Annotated in this window: 25 protein-coding genes; 6 read left to right on the top strand and 19 right to left on the bottom strand. The window is 42.8% G+C overall.

Annotated elements, in window-relative coordinates; all coding sequences use genetic code 11:
- Nucleotides 1-109 precede the first annotated feature (109 nt).
- Nucleotides 110-706, bottom strand: coding sequence for a cob(I)yrinic acid a,c-diamide adenosyltransferase (cobO, locus tag ACRRSY_RS10880; RefSeq protein WP_432463162.1), 597 nt, complete (start codon nt 704-706; stop codon nt 110-112).
- 131 nt (nt 707-837) lie between these two features.
- Here cobO and ACRRSY_RS10875 point away from each other — a divergent pair, with 131 nt between their 5' ends.
- Nucleotides 838-2,772 (top strand): exoribonuclease II, encoded by a 1,935-nt coding sequence (locus ACRRSY_RS10875; protein ID WP_432463161.1) that lies wholly within the window; start codon nt 838-840, stop codon nt 2,770-2,772.
- Nucleotides 2,773-2,834: 62 nt separating this feature from the next.
- Here ACRRSY_RS10875 and prc read toward each other — a convergent pair whose 3' ends face one another.
- From prc to ACRRSY_RS10855, 4 genes are all read right to left on the bottom strand, one after another.
- On the bottom strand, nt 2,835-4,847 hold the full coding sequence (prc, locus tag ACRRSY_RS10870; RefSeq protein ID WP_432453056.1) for a carboxy terminal-processing peptidase: 2,013 nt from the start codon (nt 4,845-4,847) through the stop codon (nt 2,835-2,837).
- Nucleotides 4,848-4,874: 27 nt separating this feature from the next.
- Nucleotides 4,875-5,504: an RNA chaperone ProQ gene (gene proQ, locus ACRRSY_RS10865; RefSeq protein ID WP_432453055.1), complete on the bottom strand. Its 630-nt coding sequence runs from the start codon at nt 5,502-5,504 to the stop codon at nt 4,875-4,877.
- 81 nt (nt 5,505-5,585) lie between these two features.
- On the bottom strand, nt 5,586-6,065 hold the full coding sequence (locus ACRRSY_RS10860; RefSeq protein ID WP_432453054.1) for a GAF domain-containing protein: 480 nt from the start codon (nt 6,063-6,065) through the stop codon (nt 5,586-5,588).
- 3 nt (nt 6,066-6,068) lie between these two features.
- On the bottom strand, nt 6,069-6,332 hold the full coding sequence (locus ACRRSY_RS10855; protein ID WP_432453053.1) for a YebG family protein: 264 nt from the start codon (nt 6,330-6,332) through the stop codon (nt 6,069-6,071).
- Nucleotides 6,333-6,535: 203 nt separating this feature from the next.
- Between ACRRSY_RS10855 and ACRRSY_RS10850 the strand changes: the two genes are divergently transcribed.
- From ACRRSY_RS10850 to rsmF, 4 genes are read left to right on the top strand one after another with little or no spacing between them, the layout of a single operon-like run.
- Complete coding sequence (locus ACRRSY_RS10850) at nt 6,536-7,069, top strand: paraquat-inducible protein A (RefSeq protein ID WP_432459428.1); 534 nt, start codon at nt 6,536-6,538, stop codon at nt 7,067-7,069.
- Nucleotides 7,053-7,655: a paraquat-inducible protein A gene (locus tag ACRRSY_RS10845; protein ID WP_432453050.1), complete on the top strand. Its 603-nt coding sequence runs from the start codon at nt 7,053-7,055 to the stop codon at nt 7,653-7,655. The genes ACRRSY_RS10850 and ACRRSY_RS10845 overlap by 17 nt, the downstream gene beginning before the upstream one ends.
- Nucleotides 7,648-10,257 (top strand): MlaD family protein, encoded by a 2,610-nt coding sequence (locus ACRRSY_RS10840; RefSeq protein ID WP_432463159.1) that lies wholly within the window; start codon nt 7,648-7,650, stop codon nt 10,255-10,257. The genes ACRRSY_RS10845 and ACRRSY_RS10840 overlap by 8 nt, the downstream gene beginning before the upstream one ends.
- A 16-nt stretch (nt 10,258-10,273) precedes the next feature.
- Nucleotides 10,274-11,701, top strand: a complete 1,428-nt coding sequence (rsmF, locus tag ACRRSY_RS10835; RefSeq protein ID WP_432463158.1) for a 16S rRNA (cytosine(1407)-C(5))-methyltransferase RsmF — start codon at nt 10,274-10,276, stop codon at nt 11,699-11,701.
- A 272-nt stretch (nt 11,702-11,973) separates the two neighbouring features.
- Here rsmF and ACRRSY_RS10830 read toward each other — a convergent pair whose 3' ends face one another.
- From ACRRSY_RS10830 to yceD, 13 genes are all read right to left on the bottom strand, one after another.
- Nucleotides 11,974-12,753, bottom strand: coding sequence for a TatD family hydrolase (locus ACRRSY_RS10830; protein WP_432453046.1), 780 nt, complete (start codon nt 12,751-12,753; stop codon nt 11,974-11,976).
- A complete protein-coding gene (locus tag ACRRSY_RS10825; protein WP_432463157.1) occupies nt 12,747-13,682 on the bottom strand; it encodes a DNA polymerase III subunit in 936 nt (311 codons plus the stop codon). Before ACRRSY_RS10825 ends, ACRRSY_RS10830 begins: the two co-directional genes overlap by 7 nt.
- 13 nt (nt 13,683-13,695) lie before the next feature.
- Entirely contained in the window at nt 13,696-14,328 is a 633-nt protein-coding gene (tmk, locus tag ACRRSY_RS10820) for a dTMP kinase (protein WP_432453044.1), read from the bottom strand.
- A complete protein-coding gene (gene mltG, locus ACRRSY_RS10815; RefSeq protein WP_432463156.1) occupies nt 14,329-15,318 on the bottom strand; it encodes an endolytic transglycosylase MltG in 990 nt (329 codons plus the stop codon).
- A complete protein-coding gene (gene pabC / locus ACRRSY_RS10810; protein WP_432464715.1) occupies nt 15,311-16,093 on the bottom strand; it encodes an aminodeoxychorismate lyase in 783 nt (260 codons plus the stop codon). The genes mltG and pabC overlap by 8 nt, the downstream gene beginning before the upstream one ends.
- Before the next feature lie 80 nt (nt 16,094-16,173).
- Nucleotides 16,174-17,418 carry a beta-ketoacyl-ACP synthase II gene (gene fabF, locus ACRRSY_RS10805; protein ID WP_432453042.1) on the bottom strand — a complete coding sequence of 415 codons (1,245 nt, stop codon included), beginning with the start codon at nt 17,416-17,418 and terminating at the stop codon, nt 16,174-16,176.
- 75 nt (nt 17,419-17,493) lie between these two features.
- Nucleotides 17,494-17,730: an acyl carrier protein gene (acpP, locus tag ACRRSY_RS10800; RefSeq protein ID WP_016403339.1), complete on the bottom strand. Its 237-nt coding sequence runs from the start codon at nt 17,728-17,730 to the stop codon at nt 17,494-17,496.
- Nucleotides 17,731-17,894: 164 nt separating this feature from the next.
- Complete coding sequence (gene fabG, locus ACRRSY_RS10795; protein ID WP_432459436.1) at nt 17,895-18,629, bottom strand: 3-oxoacyl-ACP reductase FabG; 735 nt, start codon at nt 18,627-18,629, stop codon at nt 17,895-17,897.
- 12 nt (nt 18,630-18,641) lie between these two features.
- A complete protein-coding gene (gene fabD, locus ACRRSY_RS10790) occupies nt 18,642-19,571 on the bottom strand; it encodes an ACP S-malonyltransferase (protein ID WP_432459437.1) in 930 nt (309 codons plus the stop codon).
- Between the two features lie 15 nt (nt 19,572-19,586).
- Nucleotides 19,587-20,546, bottom strand: coding sequence for a beta-ketoacyl-ACP synthase III (locus ACRRSY_RS10785; RefSeq protein ID WP_432459438.1), 960 nt, complete (start codon nt 20,544-20,546; stop codon nt 19,587-19,589).
- Between the two features lie 7 nt (nt 20,547-20,553).
- Nucleotides 20,554-21,579: a phosphate acyltransferase PlsX gene (gene plsX / locus ACRRSY_RS10780; protein WP_432453036.1), complete on the bottom strand. Its 1,026-nt coding sequence runs from the start codon at nt 21,577-21,579 to the stop codon at nt 20,554-20,556.
- A gap of 11 nt (nt 21,580-21,590) precedes the next feature.
- Nucleotides 21,591-21,764 (bottom strand): 50S ribosomal protein L32, encoded by a 174-nt coding sequence (rpmF, locus tag ACRRSY_RS10775; RefSeq protein WP_432453035.1) that lies wholly within the window; start codon nt 21,762-21,764, stop codon nt 21,591-21,593.
- Between the two features lie 12 nt (nt 21,765-21,776).
- Nucleotides 21,777-22,307: a 23S rRNA accumulation protein YceD gene (gene yceD / locus ACRRSY_RS10770; protein WP_432453034.1), complete on the bottom strand. Its 531-nt coding sequence runs from the start codon at nt 22,305-22,307 to the stop codon at nt 21,777-21,779.
- Nucleotides 22,308-22,437: 130 nt separating this feature from the next.
- On the opposite strand from yceD, the gene ACRRSY_RS10765 reads away from it, so the two are divergent.
- On the top strand, nt 22,438-23,022 hold the full coding sequence (locus ACRRSY_RS10765; RefSeq protein ID WP_432459439.1) for a Maf family protein: 585 nt from the start codon (nt 22,438-22,440) through the stop codon (nt 23,020-23,022).
- A gap of 50 nt (nt 23,023-23,072) precedes the next feature.
- Here ACRRSY_RS10765 and rluC read toward each other — a convergent pair whose 3' ends face one another.
- A complete protein-coding gene (gene rluC, locus ACRRSY_RS10760; protein WP_432463155.1) occupies nt 23,073-24,023 on the bottom strand; it encodes a 23S rRNA pseudouridine(955/2504/2580) synthase RluC in 951 nt (316 codons plus the stop codon).
- Between the last annotated feature and the right edge of the window lie 65 nt (nt 24,024-24,088).

Here is a 24,088-nt window from a genome sequence, read left to right as displayed (position 1 = left end):
GAGAACGATTGAGAAATAAATTCTCAATCTAACTCAACTTATAGTATTTTAATTTATATTTTGATGAGTGCTCAATATCATTTCGCGCAAATAATTGATGATTGAATATCTACCAGTCAATCCCTTTACGTGCTTTGATGCCATTTTCGAAGGCATGTTTCTGACTTTTTACTTCTGATATGGTGTCGGCAATTTCCAAGAGTTTTCGATGACAAGCTCGTCCAGTCACAACAACTGTTTGTTCTCTTGGACGCTGCGCAATAGCTTCAACAACCTCATCAACATCCAAGTAGTCGTAGCTCAACATATAGGTGAGCTCATCCAGCAAAACCAGGTAAATGGACGGATCTGTCAGCCACTGTTTACAACGCAGCCATACTTCCTCGGCCGCTTGGCGATCTAAGTCGCGATTTTGCGTTTCCCAAGTGAAACCAGTCGCCATCGTCGCAAATTCTACACCATGTTGACTAAGCAACTCGCGTTCACCGCAGTCCCAACCGCCTTTAATAAATTGAGCGACTACCGCCTTAAAACCATGGCCTACAGCGCGGGTGACATTGCCAAATCCGCCAGTGGATTTTCCCTTGCCGTTTCCGGTAATCACCAGTAGTAAGCCGCGTTCTATTTGCGCTTGTTCAACTTTAGCATCAACGTTTTCCTTTATTTTTTGTTGGCGCTGTTGGTGTTTTTGCTTGTCTTTACTCATCTACAATCCATTTAGTTGACATCGTATTAGTAAGTGTAACTCGCGGGAAAGCCAACAAACCAGTACTGTTTCTCTAGAATAGCTAGAAACCTTTGGGTATAGTGCCTGCACAATGTATGACGGATCCCTTTATGCTTAAAGATAACCCTCTATTAGCCCAGCTGAAACAGCAAATTAGAGAGACCATTCCCACGGTTGAAGGCGTGGTGAAAGCCACCGATAAGAATTTTGGTTTTCTACAAACCGATAATAAAAAAAGTTATTTTATTTCGCCTCCTTCGATGAAGCAGCTGATTCATGGTGACCGAATCAAGGCCGCAATCCGTGAAAATAATGGCAAAGAAGCCGCTGAGCCAGAAACTTTAGTGGAAGCAGCACTAGACAGCTTTGTTGCACGGATCAAGTTTGTTGATAATCGCACTAAGGTGATCGTTGATCATCCACTGATTAATCAAGCCTTGAGTGCAAGGGTGAAGAAAGGTAGTGATTTCACCATCAAGCAAGGAGACTGGGTAATCGCTCGTTTGTTGAAACACGCACTGAGAGATAAGCAGTTTCAAGTCGAGATCATTGAATTTATTGCCGATAGTGATGACAATTTTGCGCGCTGGAAAGCAACCACGCTAAAACATGGTTTAGTTTGGGATCAACCTGATCTTACAGAGCCACTTGAACTCATTGATCCTCAAGAGGCACGCCGTAACGTAGTCGATGAGCTATTTTTCACCATTGATGGTGAAAGTACCAAGGATATGGACGACGCGATTGCGATTCAGCGTCACGACAATGGCTGGTGTCTTAAGGTAGCTATCGCAGACCCCAGTGCATATTTCAACCCAGAGAGTGAGTTGGAAGCCGCTGCAGCAAAGCGTGCTTTTACGTTGTATTTGCCTGCTCGTACTGTGCCGATGATGCCAAATCAATTAGCCAACGAAAAATGCTCATTGCACGCGGACCAGCAGCGCCCCGCTTTAGTCTGTGAAATGAATATTAGCTTGGACGGTGAATTACTTGATGATGCCACGTTTTATCTGGCGACTGTGGAATCTAAATATCGTCTTAACTACCAACAAGTTTCCGATTTTATAGAAAATGAAACCGGAACGTTTGATGGTTTAGAAGATTTGCAGCAAGCACTAAGCCAGCTTCATCAACTTAGCGAACAACGTTATCATTGGCGCGCTGCACATCGTTCAGTATTTGGTGATCAGGCTGATTATGAATTTGTTCTGGACCATAAAGGGCAAGTCATCGATATCCTTCGTCAATCACGGCGCTGTGCTAATCGAATGGTGGAAGAAGCGATGGTGGCTGCCAACATATGTGGTGGACGATTGCTTGATGAACGACTCGGTCACGGGGTGTTTACCTGCCATTCTGGTTTTAAAGTTGAAAAACTGGAAGGCCTGGTTGAACTACTGAAAAAGTTTGAGTTTAGCGTCGACAGTACACGATTGGATGACTTGGATTATTTCTGTGAATTACGTAGAAAGATTAGTCAATCGGGGAATAAGACTTTAGATCAATTAGTAAAGCGTCACTTCAACTTCAGTGTTTATAGTGCGCAGTGTCAAGCCCACTTTGGCTTAGGTGAAGCCAAATACGCGACCTGGACGTCACCAATTCGAAAATACAGTGATTTGCTGAATCATCGATTGATTAAAGCAGCAATTAGAGGTGACCAAGTTGACTCACCTTTAACCGAGGCCCTCACTGAACATTTAAGCGATTGTCGCAAAAAACAGAAATTTGCAGAAAGAGAAATGGCCAACTATCTCTACTGTGAATATTTCAGTGAACAAGCTGCCACAACCAGCTTAGATGCAGAAATTACGAATGTGAATCGAGGGGGCTTAAATGTTCGCTTACTTGATAGTGGAGCCACTGCGTTTATTGCTAAGGGGAAATTAGCTAAATCAGCTGAAGAGCTAAAAATAGATAATGAAATGGGCTCCATCTCAAGTGATAGCTACCATTATAAAATTGGCGATATTATTCAGGTCAAAATTATAGAAGTTAAAAAGCTGCAACAATCCATATTGGCTAGCCCTGTATTCTCTGATTAAGCGCTTGTCATCAACACAAAAGCCAGCGTAAAAGCTGGCTTTTTTTTAGGTGGATTACATATTTAACTGTTCTTGCTGAGCGCCAAATAGTCTAAAGAAATTTCTGCAGCTTCATCTAAAAAAGCGTCATCAATTTCAAAATCCTTTGGTGCATCATCTAAACTTTTAACTGGCTTTTTACCCAAACGAGTCAAGCGCTCATTTAATCGAACTAACTGCTTCTGTTCTTTGTCATCGCGTTGGGCGACTCGAGTTTTCTCGTTGAGACTAATCTCAACCATATCCTTATCTTTTCGAAAATCGGCAATATCATTAATAATATACTGAAACTCAGGATCATGACTGATTCTCGCTAAATGCTTCTTCTCAAGAGTCGCAATATACGGATGAATATTACTCAATACTTTATATTCCGCAGGTTTGATCTTATCCCAAGGTAAGGCATTTTTCTCTAAGCTTTCTCCGGTTTCTTCCGGCAACAATGCCACCGGGTAAGCAATGTCAGGGATCACACCTCGATGTTGAGTACTGCCGCCATTAATTCGATAAAACTTAGCAATTGTATATTGTACATGGCCAAGTTCGTTTTCATATAAATCATAAATACGGCCTAAACCACGATGCTGTTGCACAGTACCTTTACCATAGCTTTGTTCGCCCACAATAATTGCTCGGCCGTAATCTTGCAGTGCCGCAGCAAAAATCTCAGACGCTGACGCGCTATAACGATCGATTAAAATAACCATTGGGCCATCGTAATTCACATGGTTACTGGTATCGCTATTGACACTAATTCGTCCCAATTGGTCTCGAACTTGAACCACCGGACCTTGCGGGATAAATAAACCAGTTAACGCAGTGGCTTCGGTCAACGCGCCTCCGCCATTACCGCGAAGATCAACCACTAAAGAGCTAATATTTTGCTCTGCTAGTTTAGCCAGTTCTTTGCTCGCGTCCTTGCTCAGATTAACGTAAAAACTAGGGACATTCAGTACCCCTACTTTCTTTCCTTCAATCTCTAATACTTCACTTTTAGCGGCGCGATCTTCCAGACGAACTTTATCGCGAACGATGCCAACAATTTTAGTTTTACCGTCGACCTTGCCATGAGAAGATAATATTTCTAAGCGAACCGTAGTTCCTTTAGGTCCTTTGATAAGATCGACAACATCATCTAAACGCCAACCGATAATATCAACAAATTCGCCTTCGCCTTGTGCTACACCAACAATTTTATCGTCTGGCCCTAATTGGTTACTCAGCGCCGCAGGGCCTCCGGGAACCAAACTACGAATAATGGTGTATTCATCTTCGCCCTGTAGTACTGCCCCAATCCCTTCTAAAGATAAGTTCATCTCCATTTGAAAGCGTTCGGCGGTACGGGGAGAAAGATAACTAGTGTGAGGTTCGATACTGCGAGAATAAGCATTCATTGCAGTTTGAAAAACATCTTCACTCGAGGTTTGTACCAGACGTTTAATCGCGCTGTTATAACGTTTTGCTAAAATCTCGACGATTTTATCGTGGTCACGCCCCGCCAATTTAAGGCTTAGTGCATCGTACTTAACTTTTAATCGCCATAGTTCCTTGACTTCAGCTTGATCTTTTGGCCAATCTGCCTTGCTACGGTCAAATTGAAACTGTTCGTCTTTACTAAAATCCATTTGCTCGTCAATCACCTGCAACGAATATACTAATTGCTGATAACGACGTTTTAGCGACAAGTCAAAAATAGAGTAAAGCGGTTCCAAACGGCCAGCTGGAATATCTTGGTCTAAAACATAACGATAACGTTCAAAACGAGCAATATCTTCTTTTAGAAACAAGCTACGATTGTAATCAAGTTGTTGAATGTATTTATCGAAAATCTCACTCGATAATTCATCGTCAAAGGGAATACTACGGTAATGCGAGCGAGAGTAGAGCGCACTTATCCTTTTAGCCGCTGTAGCATGTTGACTTTGCTGACTTAATGTCGGTAAAGCTTCTTCGCTTAAATTAGCCGTTTGAGCTAACAAAAATGTTGAATAACAGAGTGTTAAAAAAAACAGCCAAAGACGGCTCGAATATTTCATAGGCACCTATCTCACTACTAAATTAATTTATGCAACGATATGCTCAGCTTTCACTTTTACTAACATACCGCTTTTAAGCGTGACCGCAATGCCATCTTTACTGACTTCGGAAATCTGCCCAGGCATAGGAGTCTGACCAACTAATACCCTCACTTCTTTGCCTGCAACCAAATCTTTACTATCAATTTTCTCGATTGGTTTTTTCTCTACCGCAGGTTTACTAACACTGGCTTTGGGTTTCTCGTTGCGTTTTACATCAGCTTTTGCCTTACGCTCAGCCAATTTAGCTTTGTTAGCTTTTTCTGCTTGCGCCTTTTTGTGAGCAAAGGCTTTATCTTTACTCTCTTTTAAGGTTTTTTGTGCATGTTCAACATGCTCTTGCTCAATCTCTGCACCTTCAACGCCGTCTAGGTCAACTCGTTTGGAGCCCACCTTCACGCCATGTAAGTAACGCCAACTTGAAGTGTATTGACGTAAAGCTGAGCGCAATACGGTATTACTGATTTTTTCATCTTCTTTAAGACGTTCAGCTAAATCCTGAAAAATACCAATTTTAAGTGGCTTAGCTTCACCTTCCGTCGAAAAACAAAGCGGAAATTGAGTCGCTAAATATTGAATAACTTCTTTACTATTTTTCAGTTTATTAGTTTGTTCCATGATGACCTTTCTTATACATCTTTACTGGTACAGCGATAGGGCTGATTTCGGCTATTATAGTGAGGGTATATTGAAAAGCCATTAAAAATGCACTTCTGATAAGTTATTTTCTAGCTCTTTAACTAAATACTCGATACCAATTTGATCAGAATCGTCGAATCGTGAAAGCTGTGGGCTATCGATATCAATCACTCCTATCAGTCGACCATTTAGATGAAACGGGACCACGATTTCCGACGCGCTTGCGCCATCACAAGCAATATGGCCGGGAAACTGGTGGACGTCGGGAACACAGATAGAGCTTTGTTTGGCGAAGGCTTCTCCGCAGACACCTTTGCCCACAACAATGGAGCTACAAGCTGGTTTTCCTTGAAAAGGACCTAACAACAATGTGTCGTTGCTTTGATTAATGAGATAGCAGCCGACCCAATTAATATGCTCTAACTCCATCCATAACAAGGCCGAAAAATTAGCCAAATTAGAAATATAGGGTAAATCTCTATCAAGCAAGGCTGAAATTTGCTTGGCGAGGGTTAGATACCTGCTAGAAACTTGCTGCAAGCGCTATTCCTCTTCTGCTTCAATCATTGATTCCGAAAACTCTTGGCCTTTTAATAACTGTTGCACCGCATTACGTTGCAAAGACAAGAAGTAACCTAAGTTTTCAGCTTGCGCCTCACTCATTTTAGGATCGGCATGTTTCACTAATAAAGTAAGCTGATCGGCGACATCTAACATCTTGTCGTAACTGTCGGCTTGTTTTTTTGAGCTAAAAGTCATTTTTTCTACACCGTTACGTTCGACGACATATTTAATAATTACAGCCACGGCTGCCTCCATCTACTGTTTTTATGTACAGGTTATTATGCATCATCAATCACAAAACTACTAGAGAGAAAAATTATGCAGTATTCTGTAGCTTAGTTGAGCTAATATACATAACTATGAATTCTTTAGAAATATCAAAGCTGTCCATTTGCCCTAGCTGTGACTTGTTGCTCGAAAAGCAGCAACAATGTAAGGCTGGCCAAGTGACCACTTGTCCCCGCTGTGACCAGGTGTTATTTCGTGGTTCTTCGCTTCGTTTTTCAAGTCAACTAGCGCTTTCTTTAGCCTGTTTAGTCATGGTTATTCTCGCCAATACCTACCCGCTACTCAGCTTCACAGTATTAGGGATCCCTAACTCAGCAAACATACTGCGTGGCACGGTATTATTGCTGGAGCATGGGCATTATTTAGTCGGCTTTTGTGTTTTTCTTGCCAGTTTTATTGCGCCAATCTTACTTTTTAGTTTAATTTCTTACACGTCTTTTAGCCTCGCAATCGCTTGGAAATCGCCCGGTTTGGCTACCGCGCTGCACTTTCAAGACGACTTAATTGATTGGAGCATGATCGAAGTGTATATCGTCAGCTTTTTAGTGGCCTTAGTTAAACTGGTTGATTTTGCAGATATCCACCTAGGTTACGGGCTATGGTGTATTTGTACCACCTTGTTTTTGTCCACTTATTTGGTTCAACGCTATCGAGCGGCTGATTATTGGGATCGTTATGTTCACATCAGCTAAACAACTCGGTTTAAAGTTATGCAGGCATTGCGAATTAACGATGCCAGTTGAACAGGCGACTTGTCCACGTTGTCATATGCCAGTGCATAGTCGATTACCGAATAGTTTACAGCGCTGTTGGGCTTTCGTTATCACCGCTACCATCGGTCTATTCCCTGCGAATTTATTACCGATTACGGTGCTGACTACTCGGGGGGCTCCGCAATACGAAACCATTATGTCGGGAGTCGCTTCATTGATTAAAGATGACATGGTCGGAATTGCCATTGTGGTTTTTGTCGCCAGTATTGTTGTTCCGGTCATGAAACTCATCGGCTTAGCGGTCATATTATTAAGCTTACATTTCCGTTTTAACTTAACTAACAAGCAACGTATTGTTATTTATCGGATCATCGACATTATAGGTAAGTGGTCAATGTTAGATTTATTTGTATTGTCGATTATGATCGCGGTATTTGAGCGTAATAATTTGGTTGGCGTGGAAGCGGGTGCAGGGGCAACTGCCTTTGGTGCAGTGGTGCTATTGACCTTATTTGCTGCGAAGTCTTTCGATACCAGACTCATTTGGGATAAAGAAATTGAATAAAATTAGTACCGCAGAGTATAAAAAAGAGCGAATTATTTCTCCCATTTGGCTGCTACCCATTTTGGCTGTATTACTCGGCGGATGGTTACTATTTAAGGCCTGGTCAGAAGCGGGGATAAAAATTGATATTGTTTTCGAAAGCGCCCAAGGCATCACAACAGGTCAAACCCAAGTATTTTACCAAGGGCTCGATATCGGTGTGGTTAAGTCAGTCAAACTGGGTCCTAAACTTCAGGGCGTGGTGGTAAAAGTTGAAATCAAACGCGAAGCAGAAAGTCTTCTTACTAGCGATGCCCAGTTCTGGTTAGTTCGTCCAAAAGCATCAATCACCGAAATTAGCGGTTTAGATGCCTTAGTATCCGGAAACTACATCGAACTAAATCCAGGAACTGGAGAACTTGCCGATCAGTTTGTCGCGCTAAATGAGCCTCCCAATATAGTGCGTGGGGAAGGTTTAAACTTAAAACTAAGTGCCGCTGATTTAGGTTCTTTAAATATCGGCTCCGGTATCTACTATAAAAAGATCAAGGTTGGGGATGTACAGCGATTTCAGCTTAAAAATGACCTACAAGTTGAATTTGACATCTTGATTAAGCCGCAATTTGCACATTTAGTGAAGACTAATTCGCACTTTTGGAATGTAAGTGGTTTTAAAGCCGATATCTCTCTGGACGGGATGCAAATTAGCAGTGAAGGTTTAGCCAGTGTTATTACGGGCGGGATCAGTTTTGATAGCCCCCCGGATTCTCCTGTCGCAGTCAAGGGTCACCAATTTAAACTTTTTAATAACTTGCAAGAGGCCCATCGCGGCAAAGTCATTGAAATTACCATGGCAAAACAATATGGCCTGATTGCGCAACGTAGTAAATTGCTCTATCGCGGCGCTGTCGTCGGTTTCATTACTGAGATAAATACTAACAGTAGCCAAGATGATTTTGTGGCCAAAGCTCTAGTTGAACCCAAGTACGAAGGGCTGTTTAACCAGAGCACACAACTGGTACTAATTAAACCGAACATCAGTCTTAAGGGGTTCAAAAATATTGATGCTTTGATCGGTGCAAAACAAATTGAAGTCTATAGCGACCCCTCCCCTCAAGAATTACAAAATAGCTTTCGATTATCGCAAACCGTAAAACCACCTTTAGGCAGTAAGTCGTTACGCTTACTAAGCGATAACGTGCGCGATCTTAACATTGGTAGTCCTGTTATCTATCAAGGCCTGAGCATTGGTCAATTAAGTAATATACGTTTAGTTAAGCGTCATTTTGAGATAGATGCCTTTATTGAGCCTGATTATGTATCACTGGTTTCAAAAAATAGTCGTTTCTACCTACAGAGTCCCTTAGCTTTGCGAGCTGACATCAATGGTATTAGTGTGGAAAGTAGTGGCTTAAGTGGTTTTTTAAACACGCCGATTGTCTTAATGCCGGGAACAAGCACCACCGCTTCGACCCAAAAACAATTCACTCTCTACCCAAACCAACAAGCTGCGAAACTTTCTAAAGAGAAATCGCAACCGGCGCTTAAGTTACGTTTAATGACTGAAGAATTGGGCTCACTTGGAGAAGGCTCGCCGGTTCTATACCACAAATTACCGATAGGAAAAGTGAGCCATTATCAATTGGCCGCGAATGGCGAGTTACAAATTGATCTTATCATTGAAGGGCAATATAGACACCTTATCACCAACCACAGCCGTTTTTGGCACGCATCAGGCATCGAAATTCAAGCCAGCCTTGATGGGCTATCAGTGAATAGTGAATCGCTCAAAAGCCTAATGATTGGCGGAATAAGTGTTGACCAGTTTGAGCAATTAGCCAAAGAAACCCAGAGAATAGTCCACAAAGATAAGCAATCTGCGATCAAACGACAACTGACCATCAAGCTGCATAGTCAAGATGCTCAAGGTTTACGCCGGCATATGCCAATAAAATACCAAGGCCAGCAAATTGGAAGAATCGTCGATTTAAGCTTTGACGATTCGCTCAGCGGATTAACCGCAACAGCTGAACTTGATTATCCTTATTATCGTAATTTTGCTCGAACTGGTAGCCTCTATTGGCAAGAGAGTGCACAGCTCAGCCTTTCTTCTGTTAAAAACTTAGACACGCTAGTAAAAGGTGACTTTATCAGTGCCTTACCTGGCAAAGGTCAGCCTAGGCTAGAATTTAGTTTACATAAACAGCAACCCAATACCGATCGTAAGGCCTTGATTGTGTGGCTTAGTGCTAGCCACTTTGGTTCTTTGAAAGTTGGTAGCCCAGTGTTATATAAGCAATACCAGGTGGGTAAAGTCGATGCAGCTAAGTTAAGCCTTGATGGTTCAAAAATCATGGCTAGACTGAAGATAAACTCTAAATATCGTCACTTAGTGAGAGCCAATAGCCTTTTTTGGAATGCATCCGGTATCGATGTGAAACTGGGTTTAAGTGGCGCCGACATTCGAGTGGATTCAATGGAAACACTACTCAGTGGGGGGATTGCTTTTGCAACTCCAGATAAACTGCCCTTAGCGAAAGCAGCCGCAAACGAAGATAAGTTTGAATTGCAGTCCACTTATGATGAAAAATGGCTACAATGGAGCCCATCAATTCAACCTTAACTGAAATCTATTTATTTTGTCGAAAACGATTAGCTTTCCCAGCCAGTTCATTTCGCGTATTGAACAAGATCTACCTAACGATTTGAGTTTGGCAAGCTTTAAAGACATATGCCAACAACCTTTGCGCAAGAGTATTCGAGTCAATACTTTAAAAATATCGGTCTCGGCATTTATCAGCCTTGCAGACCAACTTGATTGGCAATTGCAGCCTATTCCTTGGTGTGAACAAGGCTTTTGGATCGATCGTGCAGAAGACAGTGTTTCTTTAGGTAATACTGCTGAACATATGGCCGGGCTATTTTATATCCAAGAAGCAAGCTCGATGTTGCCAGTGAGTGCTTTGTTTAATTTTTACCAAGGACAAGACGACAGCCTCATTTTGGATGCCGCCGCCGCCCCAGGGTCAAAAACCACTCAAATTGCCGCTCAGCTCAACGGTTGTGGCGTCATCATTGCCAATGAGTTTTCAGCTAGTCGAATTAAAGTGCTTAGTGCAAACTTATTACGCTGTGGTGTAAATAACGCTGCTATCACTCACTTTAGCGCGGAAGTATTTGGCCAGTGGATGCCTGAAAAATTTGATGCCATTTTATTGGATGCACCATGCTCTGGTGAAGGCACCTTAAGAAAAGATCCCTTAGCCTTAGAAAACTGGAGTGAACAGCACCTGAGCGAGATCTCCGCCTTACAATTTAAGCTCTTGGAAAGTGCACTGTTTGCTTTGAAGCCTGAAGGCTTATTGGTATATTCCACCTGCACCCTCAATCGACAAGAAAACCAACAAGTTATCTCCCGCTTGATGTCTGAATATCCGAAGCAGTTAGCCCCACTTCAACTTGCTGATTTATTTCCCGGTGCTGAGCGAGCCTTAACCGAGGAAGGTTACTTGCATATATGGCCGCAATATTTCGATAGTGAAGGCTTCTTTGTTGCAGCCCTGCGTAAAACAATGCATGGATTGTCAGCAGAGAAAATTCAAAAAAATATTAAGGGTTTTACTTACCATAAAGCCAATACCAAACAATGCCAAGCAATTAAACAGCACTTTATGGATGGTTTTGCTTTAAGTCTGCCAGAATTCTATAGCGTATTTATAAAGGGCGACAGCTATTGGTTAATCCCCGATACGTTTTTAGCCATAAAGGATGAAATGCGTTTTGAACGAGTAGGTCTAAAGCTTGCCGAATCATTCAAGCAAGGTTTTCGAACCAGCCATGATGCGATCACCAGCTTAGGCGCTTTGATCGGGAAAAATACGGTCACACTTGATGAACAGCAAGCACATCACTTTTATCAGGGAAAAGATATCGCCTACCCAAATAGTAATCGTGGTGAAGTAGCCTTAATTTATAAAGACCAAGTGATTGGTTTAGGAAAGTGGATCCGCAACAAAATTAAGAATGCTTACCCGCGAGAATTGGTCAAAGACAAAGGCCTATATTGAGTTTGCAAAGTCAGTGTTGACAGCTAGACTTATACCAATCTGATTCATCATATGAGTAACTTATTGCGCACAATAAATTTGCCGATAACGAGGCATGAAGTGAAGTCACTAGTGACTCTAACTACAAGATACATAACCCCGTTAGCGGTGATTTGGGCCAACAAAAATGAACAGATAATTAGTTAGATTGGAATTAAATGATTATTAGCGCAAGGCTCTTTAAAGAGCCCTTCCCCTACTCTCCACTCAAGGATTAGAGTGGAGATGTCTTTTTAAGGTTTAGCTAAACTAAATAACTCAAAGAAATTATGACTGGTCTGTTCTGCGACTTGCTCAAAACTGATGCCTTTGATATTCGCTAAACACTCCGCTACCACCCGGGTATAGGCTGGTTGGTTCTCTTCACCGCGATGTGGGATCGGCGCTAAGTAAGGACTATCCGTTTCAACGAGAATACGTTCGAGGGGGATCTGCTTAAAGGTCTTTTGTAATTCTTTTGCTGAATTAAAACTAATAATGCCAGACGCTGATATATAAAAACCCATTTCGATGGCCGCGAGAGCCATCTCTAAACTTTCGGTAAAACAGTGTAATACACCGCCACATTGCTCTGCCCGATGCTCAGCCAATAAACGTAGGGTATCGTCTCGAGCATCACGAGTATGCACAATTAAAGGTTTGTTGTATTCAACCGCTAATTGGATCTGCTCAATAAATACAGTCTGCTGTAACTCTTTATGTTCTTTTGCATAAAAATAGTCTAAGCCAGTTTCACCCACAGCAACCACTTTAGCTTGCTGAAGATATTGAGCGAGTAAAGCTTTATCGAAGGCTTGCTCTTGAACATACAATGGATGCATACCACAAGAGGCAAATACATTATCGAATTGTTCGACTTTTTCCATCATCGCCGGAAACTTATCCGGCGAAATAGCAACCGCCAAACAATAATCGACCCCCGCTTGTTTCGCTTTACTTAAAGCATCGGCGACATTGTTATGTTTGCCTGGGTAATCTAATCGGTCTAAGTGGCAATGAGAGTCAACTAACACGAAACGGGTTCCTTAAATCGATTGAATAATGGGTAGAGCTGCTGGCCAAGATTTAAACTTGGAAATGATTCTAGCTGTTTCACCAACAATAACCAATCTTGATAGGCTTTGTTTAAGGTTGAAGCTGATAACTGCTTGACTGGTAATTGTGGGAACAATGCTTGATTAAGTAATCCTCCACGAATACTGCTGCTTAAAGCCAGCGTATGGCCTAACCATGATAGTTGTGCCGGTTGTTTTTGTATTATATCGCCGAGTTTATGTGTTTGACCATGAACCATCTGCTGGTACTGCGTTAAAAACAGCTGTAAATCTTTCAGTGATTGCTGGCGATAAAACTCAGCCATGATTAACGGCGCACCATTACAAAAACGGTGTATCAGCAGAAAATTTTCATCCAGTCTTATTTTTTGTTTCACCAGCCAAGTTTTGACTAACTCAAGAGGTGGAGTTGGAAGGTTAAATGATTGGCAACGACTGCGAATGGTTGGCATCGCTTTAAACGGTAAGTGGTTAATGAGTATGAAAAAGGTGCCATCAACAGGTTCTTCAAGTGTTTTCAATAAGGCATTATTAGAAGCATCGTTGAGTGAGCTAATATCGTGAATAATAGCAACCTTATGTGGCCCGAGGTGACTAGTTTGGCCCGCCCAAGCGCTAAGCGCTCGAACATCATCAAGTTTTGGCTTGTCTTGATTCACCTGATACAAGCCACCATGATTATTCGCCTCAAATACCTGACAGCTATGACAAGCATTACAAGCTTGGTGAGTCTGTTCAGTACATAACAGTGTTTTCGCAAGAAATTGTGCCATTTGCTGCTTGCCCAGGCCTTTCTCTCCTCTTAATAGTATGGATTGAGGAAAGTGCTGTTGTTGTAGCTGTGAAGCTAACTGCTTCCAAATTGGGCCTAACCAGGGCAAACTCATAAATGACTCTCGCTTAGATATTATCTACATATTGGATAAGTATCGCCGTAATGGACGCGGCGACTTGCTCCATGTTTTGGCTGGCATCGATAAGCATGATGCTCTCTTTTTCTGCAACTTGCTGTAGATAAACTTCTCGAGTACGTTCAAAGAAGCTCAAATCTTGCTGCTCGATACGATCGAGCTCCCCGCGCTGGCGGGCTCGACTCAAGCCTAAACTCGGCTCAATATCTAAGTACAAGGTGAGATCAGGTTCAAAATCACCAATTGCAATCTGCTTAATCGCTTTTAGCTTGGCCATTCCCAGCTCTCGCCCGCCACCTTGATAGGCGAGTGAACTTAAGTCATGGCGATCACCGATAACCCAGGTACCGTTCGCTAAAGCGGGACGGATCAGCGTTTCTACCAATTGCGCGCGCGCGGCATACATCAGCAACAATTCCGTACTATCACATACATGTTCGTTTGCCATCCCCTGCTTCACAATGTCTCGTAGGGCTTCAGCAATTGGCGTTCCACCGGGCTCTCGGGTGCTAATAAATGGGATATCACGGTGATTCAGGACCGTTTTAATCGCGCTAACTGCGCTGCTTTTACCTGCGCCTTCCAAGCCTTCTATTACAATAAATTTTCCAGGAGTCATCATCTACTTCTTTAAAATGTATTTACGTACAGCACGATTGTGCTCTGCTAGCGATTTTGAAAAATAATGTTCACCACGACCCTTCGCGACAAAATATAAATATTGGGTGTGTTCAGGGTTTAAGGCTGCAGCGATAGCGTCTTCACTCGCCATCGCTATCGGTGTGGGCGGTAAGGCTTTAATTACATAAGTATTATATTCGGTAGCCTCACGTAGATCTTTACGACGAATATTACCATCGTAACGGTCCCCCATGCCATAAATAACCGTAGGATCGGTTTGTAAACGCATGCCTTTATTTAGACGGTTAATAAATACCGATGCAATTCGCGGACGCTCGAATTTTGCGCCCGTTTCCTTTTCAATAATAGAGGCTAAAATAAGCGCGTCATAGGGCTTGGCTAAAGGTAAATGTTTATCCCGTAGCTGCCAATGAGCAAGCAGTGTTTTGTCTAAAGCTAAATAAGCTCGTTTAACAATTTCTTCCGCAGAAGTACCGTGGACGTAAAAATAGGTTTCCGGTAACAACAAACCTTCTAACTTGCTCCGTTCACTGCCCAACCAAGAGGCTAGTTCTTGCTCAGTTTTCGAACTCGATTTGATGCCTTCGGCTTGGTTTAACTTTTGCCAAAATTGTTTAAAGGTTTCCCCTTCAATCAAACTTACTTTCAGCTGCACCACATTACCGCTCGTTAACAACTGACTAAGCGTCGCATAGCTAAGGTGTTTAGCCAGTTGGTAGTGACCAACTTTTATCTTCCCAAATTGTGGATTGAGCTTAATCCAAAACCTTAACCACCAATTGTCTTGCTCGGCATCAGTAAATGCCAAGTTAACCATCTTATAAAAATTATCGCCTGGCTCAACAGCAAGCAATGCCACTTGGCTGCTCTTCTCTTGGTTCCATTGTTGTTCCAGAAAATGTTTGAAACTTATAAAGCCAATGCTTACCAACATGGCTAACAGCATGACGCTAATAAAAAATTTACGCAAAACGAATTACCAACTGTTGAAACCAACGACAAGCATGATGCTCTGTGAATACTCGCTCATTGAACTGTTTTATAGGTGCAAACTGGAGGACGGCATTGCTAATAAAAATTTCATCTGCTGCTACGAGTTCATCAAGTTGAAATTGGCCTACCTGCCATTTGTAAGGCGAATGATGACAGTGGTCCATCAGAAACCGACGCTGGATCCCTGCGACACCAGCCGTCTTGAGATCAGGACTATATAGCGTATTTCCTTTTAACCAGAATAAGTTAGAAGACACACATTCAATCAAGTGATCAAAAATATCCAAACAAATCAAATCATCAAACTTAGATTGATCCGCTTCCTTGCGCAACATCACTTGTTCTAAACGATTGAGCGTCTTTATGGAAGAAAAGCTACAGCCAGCTGCCAAGCGTTGGCCGGCCACCCCTAAACTTAAGCCATCTTGTTGCCAACATGTATAATGCTCGGGGTAAGCAGACATCGAAATAAGCAGCGTCGGCTCAACTTTGTCTGGAATTGCATACCCTCGCCCACCGACACCTCGGGAGATCAATATTTTTGCAACCGCATGTGGATGCTCAATTCGACTTAATAGTTCTATGTACAGACTATCTAAATCAAGTTGTGGAAATCCCAATTGTTGTTGCGCGGCTACCAGTCTCTGGCAATGGTAATCCCATAGCACAGGTTTGCCTTGAGCAATTAACACCGTGGTGAAAAAACCATCTCCATAGTTTAAACCACGATCATGACTATTAACGTTAACCACTTTCAATTGCGATGCCCCTAAACATAAAAAAGCCTGATATGAACATCAGGCTTTCAATTTTTCATAGTATCGAAGTGAGTTTAATCGTCAACTTTCTTAAATACTAACGAACCGTTGGTGCCACCAAAACCAAAAGAATTGGATAAAGCGTAATCGATTTTAGCTTCGCGTGCTTGACCAACCACATAATCTAAATCACAACCTTCACTTGGGTTTTCCAAGTTGATGGTTGGCGGAGCGATTTGATCACGGATTGCTAATACAGAAATAATCGCTTCAACAGCGCCTGCGGCACCTAATAGATGACCGGTCATCGATTTAGTAGAGCTAACCAATACAGTTTTAGCATGTTCACCAAATACCGTTTTCACCGCTTGAGTTTCTGCGATATCACCTGCCGGAGTCGAGGTACCGTGGGCATTAATGTAATCAATATCCGCAGCATCAATGCCGGCATCTTTAATCGCTGCTGCCATCGAACGTGCAGCACCATCACCGTCAGCTGGTGGAGATGTCATATGGTAAGCGTCACCACTCATCCCAAAACCAACGAGCTCTGCATAAATCTTAGCGCCACGAGCTTTTGCCGCTTCATATTCTTCAAGCACAATCACGCCAGCGCCATCGCCTAATACAAAACCATCGCGATCCTGATCCCAAGGCCGACTCGCCTTTGATGGATCATCGTTGCGAGTGGATAGCGCTTTGGCAGCACCAAAACCGCCCATACCTAAATGAGTTGATGCTTTTTCAGCACCGCCAGCCACCATCGTATCAGCATCGCCATAGGCGATCATTCTGGCAGCCAAACCAATAGCATGAGCGCCTGTGGTACAGGCTGTCGTAACCGCAATGTTCGGTCCTTTAAGGCCTTTCATAATAGAAAGATGCCCAGCTACCATATTGATAATGGTTGATGGAACAAAAAACGGACTAATTTTACGCGGTCCATTTTTTAAATAATGTTCGTGATTTTGCTCAATTAAGCCTAATCCGCCAATGCCCGAACCAATTGATACACCAATCCGGTCAGCGTTTTCTTCGGAGACTTCAATACCCGAATCTTCGAAAGCCATGATGCCAGCAGCGACACCATATTGAATAAACGCGTCCATTTTACGAGCATCTTTCTTACTCATGAACTGTTCTACATTGAAGTCTTTAACGAGACCAGCAAAACGGGTGGGAAATGCGGATATATCGAAATGCTCAATTGGCCCAATACCACTTTGGCCTGCTTTGAGTGCCTGCCAAGTTAATTCAGCGGTATTACCTACTGGTGATAACGCACCAATACCAGTAACAACGACTCTACGCTTAGTCACTGAAATGCCTCCAAGGGGGGATTTACTTATCTTAGGGGGATGCAAAATGGGCGACCTATGTCGCCCACTTTTTAACTAATCTTGATTATTTAGAACGTAATCAATTGCAGCTTGTACAGTAGTTATTTTTTCAGCTTCTTCATCAGGAATCTCAGTATCAAATTCTTCTTCCAAAGCCATAACCAATTCTACTGTATCTAAAGAATCAGCACCTAGGTCATCAACAAAAGACGCTTCGTTTTTAACTTCGTCTTCACTTACACCAAGTTGCTCAATGATGATTTTTTTAACACGTTCTTCAATTGCACTCATGACAATATTTTTCCTTAGTAATACGCTTCTGCGTTGTTGCGATAGTGTATTCAAACCGAGATACTTTGCAAGCCTAACCGTAGTGGTCTAACCACATTTTTCGTAGTTATTTTTATGAAAAACTTGCGATCTATCAATTTTTTGCGTTTTTTTTAAGCCATTGCTTAAACCATGTACATTCCGCCGTTCACATGAATGGTTTCACCGGTAATATAAGCAGCATCGTCGCTGGCCAAAAATGCAACCGTCTTTGCAATCTCTTCAGCATCACCTAAACGGCCCATAGGCACTTGCGACAAGATAGCACCACGTTGATTCTCGTCAAGTGCCCGAGTCATATCTGTTTCAATAAAACCAGGAGCAATCGCATTTACGGTGATCCCTCTAGAGGCAACTTCGCGCGCTAAAGAACGGGTGAAACCAAGTACACCGGCTTTCGCAGCCGCATAATTTGCCTGACCCGCATTACCCATCGTGCCAACCACGGAGCCGATGCTGATAATACGCCCATGGCGTTTTTTCATCATCGAGCGTAATACCGCTTTACTTAAACGAAAGATAGAGCTGAGATTAGTATTGATTATGTCTTCCCACTCGTCATCTTTCATTCGCATCAACAGGTTATCGCGAGTAATCCCAGCATTATTGATCAAAATATCGATATCGCCATATTTTTCTTTAATATCGATAAACAACTGCTGAATAGATTCGCTGGAGGTTACATCCAAGGCGAGCCCTGTACCATGCTCTCCGAGGTAGTCACCGATTGACTCCGCCCCTTTCTGCGATGTTGCGGTACCAATAACGATAGCGCCTTTGGCAACCAACGTTTCGGCGATTGCGCGACCAATTCCACGACTGGCTCCCGTTACTAGTGCTACTTTACCTTGTAAAGTCATCAATATTCCTCGTTACTTATCTAATGCAGACTTAATCGATGTCAAATCATTAATAGTCGCTGCTACCAATGGTTTATGAATTCGTTTTACCAATCCTGTCAATACTTTGCCCGGACCACACTCATATACAGTTTCAATGCCTTTGGCTGCCATGGCTTCGATGGTTTCAGTCCAACGTACTGGGCTATAAAGCTGCTTAATTAACGCTAATTTAATCGCTTTGGCATCTTTCTCAATGGCAACATCAACGTTATTAATCACGTCGAATTTGGGCTCAGAGAATTGAATCCCTTCAATATAGCCTGCTAATTCATCGGCTGCAGGCTGCATTAACGCGCAGTGAGACGGTACGCTTACCGGCAACGGCAAGGCTCTTTTTGCACCCGCTTCTTTACATAATACGTTGGCTCGCTCGACTGCTTCTTTGTGCCCGGCGATAACCACTTGACCCGGAGAATTAAAATTAACAGCTGTCACCACTTGGTCTTGCGCAGCTTTCTCGCAAGCATCAATAATGTCTTGATTACCTAAACCAATGATTGCAGACATGGCACCAACCCCAGCAGGAACAGCTTGTTGCATCAACTGGCCACGGTATTCAACCAACTTCAGTGCATCAGCAAAATCTAATACACCGGCGCAAGTTAAGGCTGAATACTCGCCTAAGCTGTGTCCAGCTAATAAGCTTGGCATTGTGCCACCAAGTTCCTGCCAAAGTCGCCATAGGGCGACTGATGTGGCTAATAATGCAGGTTGAGTACGACTGGTGACATTCAAATCTTCGACAGGCCCATTCGCAATAAGTTCGGCTAAATCATAGCCTAGAACTTCAGATGCTTGTTTTAAGGTATCCGCTACCACAGAATACTCGTTCGCCAATTCAGCCAACATGCCCACACTTTGTGAACCTTGGCCTGGAAATACGAATGCTAAATTATTCATCTTCTATCCTAATTGTTAAAATCTAACTAGGGCACTGCCCCATGCAAAACCGCCACCAAAGGCCTCTAATAATACAAGGTGCCCGCGTTGAATGCGACCATCGGTTACCGCTTCATCTAAAGCAATCGGCACTGATGCCGCCGAAGTATTACCATGTCGGTCCAAAGTCAACACAACTTTCTCTATCGGCATAGCGAGCTTTTTGGCTGTGGCTTTAATAATTCTAAAGTTAGCTTGGTGAGGAACTAACCAATCTAATGCTGATTTTTCGACTCCGTTTGCCTGCAATGTATCGGTCACAATTTCACTGAGGCGAGTCACGGCAACTTTAAATACTTCATTACCACTCATGCTCATATATGATTCCATGGTAGAGCCTGACATACCACGGCGTGGATGAGGTAATTTAAGCAATTCACCAAATCGACCATCAGCATGAATATGAGTAGACAAAATTCCGGGTTCTTCGCTTGCTCCCAATAGAACTGCGCCAGCACCATCGCCGAATAGAATAATGGTGGAACGATCATCGGGATCACACATATGAGACAACTTGTCTGCGCCGATGACTAACGCGGTTTTAACAAGACCACTCTTAATATATTGGTCCGCAACACTCAGTGCATAGGTAAAACCTGCGCAAGCTGCGGCGATATCAAAAGCCGGAACCCCGGGTAACTCCAATTTAGCTTGCACTTCACAGGCCGCAGCAGGAAATGCATTTTCGCTTGAAGTCGTGGCAAGGATGATTAAGCCAATGTCGCTTTTGTCAATAGCTGCACGCTCAATTGCCAACTGTGCTGCATAAAATCCCATGTCTGCAACAGACTCATCGTTACCCGCAATTCGACGCTCTTTAATCCCTGTACGATCAGTGATCCACTGATCGCTCGTCTCTACCATGCGCTCAAGATCAGAGTTGGTTCTCACGTTAATTGGTAGGTAACTACCGGTAGATAAAATTTTTGAGTACATAAATGATTTAATGCTTATCAATTAATAATGATTCAAGTTTGTCGGTAATACGGCTAGGAACTTGTTGCTGTATTTCGGCAACCGCTTGATGAATAGCTTGAAGAAATGCTTGTTCATCGGCATGACCATGACTTTTAATCACAATACCGCGCAATCCTAACAGACTGGCGCCATTATACTGGTCGGGGTTCAGTTGTTTTAACTGAGTTTTAAAACTCGGAAGAAATAGTTTGAGTACAAAACGCGCAAACCAATTTACATCAAATTGGTTTTTTAATTTTGACAGTATCAGCTGAGAGACACCTTCCGCTGTTTTTAGTGCAACATTACCAACAAAACCATCGCACACGATCACGTCAGCCTTACCACTAAATAACTGATTACCTTCGACAAAGCCGATATAATTTATTGCGTTTAAGTTTTCAAGAAGTTGGGCCGTTTGTTTTACGACATCGTTACCCTTAATTTGTTCCTCACCAATATTTAGTAATGCAACCCGTGGACGAGTCATTCCCCAGACACTCTCGGCCAAAGCAGAACCCATTAGGGCAAATTGCATTAAAACATCGGAGTCACAACTCGAATTCGCACCCAAATCCAATAATAAACTGCCTCGCCCATTTTCCTCGGGTAAATGACTGACCAATGCAGGGCGTTCGATCCCCGGAAGCAGCTTTAGCACAACCTTGGCCATCGCCATTAAAGCACCTGTATTACCGGCACTGATGCAAGCATCAGCTTGGCGCTGATGAACTAGGTCTAAGGCAAGGCGCATCGATGAATGTCGACGGGAACGAAGTGCGATTAACGGTTTATCATTCGCACTCACTACCTGTGAGGTATGAATAAAATTGAATCGAGGGTGAAGATTGATTTTGTGGCTAACGAGCAAAGTCTCAACCACCTGCTTGTCGCCAGTTAAGATAATATTAAGATGAGGGTAATAGTTAAGTGCCTGCGCAACGGCAGGCACTGTAACATGGGGGCCAACATCGCCCCCCATTGCATCAACTGCAATTGTAATTTTTTGCAAAATGCAAAAATTTACTTGTTGATTACCTTGTTACCGCGGTAGAAACCGTCAGCAGTAACATGGTGACGACGGTGAAGTTCACCTGAAGTTGCGTCAGTTGTTAATGCAACATTGTTTTCAATTGCGTCGTGTGAACGGCGCATGCCACGTCTTGAACGTGTAACTTTACTTTTCTGAACAGCCATTGACCCAGTCTCCTAGTCTTTCTTTTTTAAACTTTCTAACACTGCAAATGGATTCGGTTTCGATTCTTCCTCTACTTCCTCAATCTCGCCAAATACTTGTTCGCTTTCTTTCACTAAACAATCGCTTAATGAATGTCTAGGAATAATCGGTAACGCCAATAATAGCTCGTCTTCGATCAACTCTTGCACAACAAAGTAGTTATCGTCATTAAGTTGTAGTGGTTCGTAATCTTCAGTTAACGCTTCCACTTGCGATTCATCGCAGACTGGCGAATAGGTAAACTCAACATCAATGGCGTAACTAAACGCTTCACCACAACGTTGGCATTCCAACTCCACCTCAGTTAACGCTCTGCCTTGAACGACAACCAACCCAAGAGGGTCAGTTTCAAAGCGTAACCAGACGTCTACATCACTATTCACTTTCAAGCTTGCTTCGCTTAGACGGGGCAAACGCTTAACCTCAAGAGTACCTTGATAGTCTAACTTTCGCTTAGCCGCCCTAAACGGGTCAATCTCTACTGGTAATTTCACTTTCTGCATAAGGCGCGCATAATATAGTTACAGTTAGCGATAGTCAAAACAAATTCTGCTTTTTTCATGGCTTTAAAGCATCGCCATTGCTGAAGATTGTGTTTAAAATCATCGTTCTCTCATTTTTGGTTAAAAAACGATGAAAAATCGCCTAGTTCTTGCCTCTAGCTCTCCGTTCAGAAAACAGTTACTTCAGAAAATCGTTCCTGAGTTTAGCACTTTCAATCCCGATATAGATGAGACGCCATTCGCAAATGAAACAGCCGAGCACTTGGTTAAGCGCCTAGCTGAACAAAAAGCGATAGCTGGTGAGTCTCGATTTCAGCAACATTTGATTATAGGCTCCGACCAAGTTTGCTGTATTAACCACAAGATTGTCGGCAAACCAGGGGATCACCAAACTGCAATTAAGCAACTCACTGAAGCCAGCGGTCAAACAATTACCTTTTATACCGGCATGGCTTTATATAATAGTGAAAATAAACAAATGAATAGCTTGGTTGAACCCTTTGAAGTTAAATTCAGAGATTTAAGCGTTGAGCTCATCGAACGATATCTTCAGCTTGAACAACCTTATAATTGTGCGGGCAGCTTTAAAAGCGAAGGTTCGGGTATTGTATTGTTCAAACACCTACGCGGAGATGATCCAAATAGCTTAATCGGGTTACCGTTAATTAAGCTATGTGCTTTACTCGAGGCTCAGGGCTTCACATTGCTGGTTTAGCAATAGATGGCAGGCAAAAGCCAAAGGGAGGCTCACCTCCCTCACTTCACCTAAATCGGCTTTAAACAATCGCAAACCGCTTGTAACTCAGGATCTAATGGCGCAGTCAACTGCATTTGCTGTTGAGTGCCTGGATGTTCAAAGCGGATCTGCCAAGCATGCAGAAATAGACGATGTAAGCCGATATCGGCAACTTCGGCGATGAGTTTCTTATCAGTATACTTATCGTCACCAGCAATACTATGCCCTGCATATTGGCTATGTACACGGATTTGATGAGTTCGTCCGGTGACCGGGCTGGCTTTCATCAAGGTCATATCGGTGTAACGTCGTTCTATTTTGTAGCGAGTAAGAGATTGTTTCCCTTCCATTGGGTCAACCACCACAACACGTTCGCCAGAAGCCAAGGCATTCTTTCGCAATGGCGCGTCTACCGATTTCGTTCCTTTAGGCCACTGACCATGAACTAAAGTGAGATAGTCCTTCTGAACAAGCTTCTCTCTTAACTGTCGATGCATTTCTCGCAACGCGCTACGTTTCTTCGCGACAACCAGTAATCCCGATGTATCACGGTCGATGCGATGCACCAATTCCAGATAGCGGCAATCTTGGCGCAATGAGCGCAGTGCTTCAATCACACCAAAACTTAATCCGCTGCCACCGTGTACTGCCATCCCAGAGGGTTTATTCAAAACTAACAAATAATCATCTTCATAGATAATTTGTTGTTCGAGTTGAGTCACTTGATTAAGTTTATTTGAAGGTAAACTATTCGGCTCCGCGACCCTAATCGGCGGGATCCTGACCAAGTCTTCAGTTAGTAACTTATATTCGGGCTTTACCCGCTTTTTGTTAACCCTAACCTCTCCTTTGCGTAAAATACGGTAAATACGACTTTTAGGAACCCCTTTTAGCCGCTTTAGGAGGAAGTTATCTATTCTTTGTCCAGCCTCGTCGTCACTTACCATGACCATCTGAACCGCTTTATTTTCGGTATTCATAGCAAAAAGTGTAACATGTTCATAAATAATTTGATGGAAAAATATAGCTTTGCTATATTTAACAG

Source organism: Agarivorans sp. QJM3NY_33 (assembly GCF_050870865.2).
In the GTDB taxonomy this organism is placed as follows: Bacteria; Pseudomonadota; Gammaproteobacteria; order Enterobacterales; family Celerinatantimonadaceae; genus Agarivorans.
Note: the sequence above shows the minus strand (reverse complement) of the source record. Positions and strands in the feature narration are given on the sequence as shown.

Bases quoted from the DNA above. Each gene is read 5' to 3' on its own strand.
- cobO (WP_432463162.1), bottom strand. From the start codon at position 706: ATGAGTAAAGACAAGCAAAAACACCAACAGCGCCAACAAAAAATAAAG.
- ACRRSY_RS10875 (WP_432463161.1), top strand. From the start codon at position 838: ATGCTTAAAGATAACCCTCTATTAGCCCAGCTGAAACAGCAAATTAGA.
- prc (WP_432453056.1), bottom strand. From the start codon at position 4,847: ATGAAATATTCGAGCCGTCTTTGGCTGTTTTTTTTAACACTCTGTTAT.
- proQ (WP_432453055.1), bottom strand. From the start codon at position 5,504: ATGGAACAAACTAATAAACTGAAAAATAGTAAAGAAGTTATTCAATAT.
- ACRRSY_RS10845 (WP_432453050.1), top strand. From the start codon at position 7,053: ATGTTCACATCAGCTAAACAACTCGGTTTAAAGTTATGCAGGCATTGC.
- ACRRSY_RS10825 (WP_432463157.1), bottom strand. From the start codon at position 13,682: ATGAGTTTGCCCTGGTTAGGCCCAATTTGGAAGCAGTTAGCTTCACAG.
- tmk (WP_432453044.1), bottom strand. From the start codon at position 14,328: ATGATGACTCCTGGAAAATTTATTGTAATAGAAGGCTTGGAAGGCGCA.
- acpP (WP_016403339.1), bottom strand. From the start codon at position 17,730: ATGAGTGCAATTGAAGAACGTGTTAAAAAAATCATCATTGAGCAACTT.
- fabG (WP_432459436.1), bottom strand. From the start codon at position 18,629: ATGACTTTACAAGGTAAAGTAGCACTAGTAACGGGAGCCAGTCGTGGA.
- fabD (WP_432459437.1), bottom strand. From the start codon at position 19,571: ATGAATAATTTAGCATTCGTATTTCCAGGCCAAGGTTCACAAAGTGTG.
- ACRRSY_RS10785 (WP_432459438.1), bottom strand. From the start codon at position 20,546: ATGTACTCAAAAATTTTATCTACCGGTAGTTACCTACCAATTAACGTG.
- rpmF (WP_432453035.1), bottom strand. From the start codon at position 21,764: ATGGCTGTTCAGAAAAGTAAAGTTACACGTTCAAGACGTGGCATGCGC.
- yceD (WP_432453034.1), bottom strand. From the start codon at position 22,307: ATGCAGAAAGTGAAATTACCAGTAGAGATTGACCCGTTTAGGGCGGCT.
- ACRRSY_RS10765 (WP_432459439.1), top strand. From the start codon at position 22,438: ATGAAAAATCGCCTAGTTCTTGCCTCTAGCTCTCCGTTCAGAAAACAG.
- rluC (WP_432463155.1), bottom strand. From the start codon at position 24,023: ATGAATACCGAAAATAAAGCGGTTCAGATGGTCATGGTAAGTGACGAC.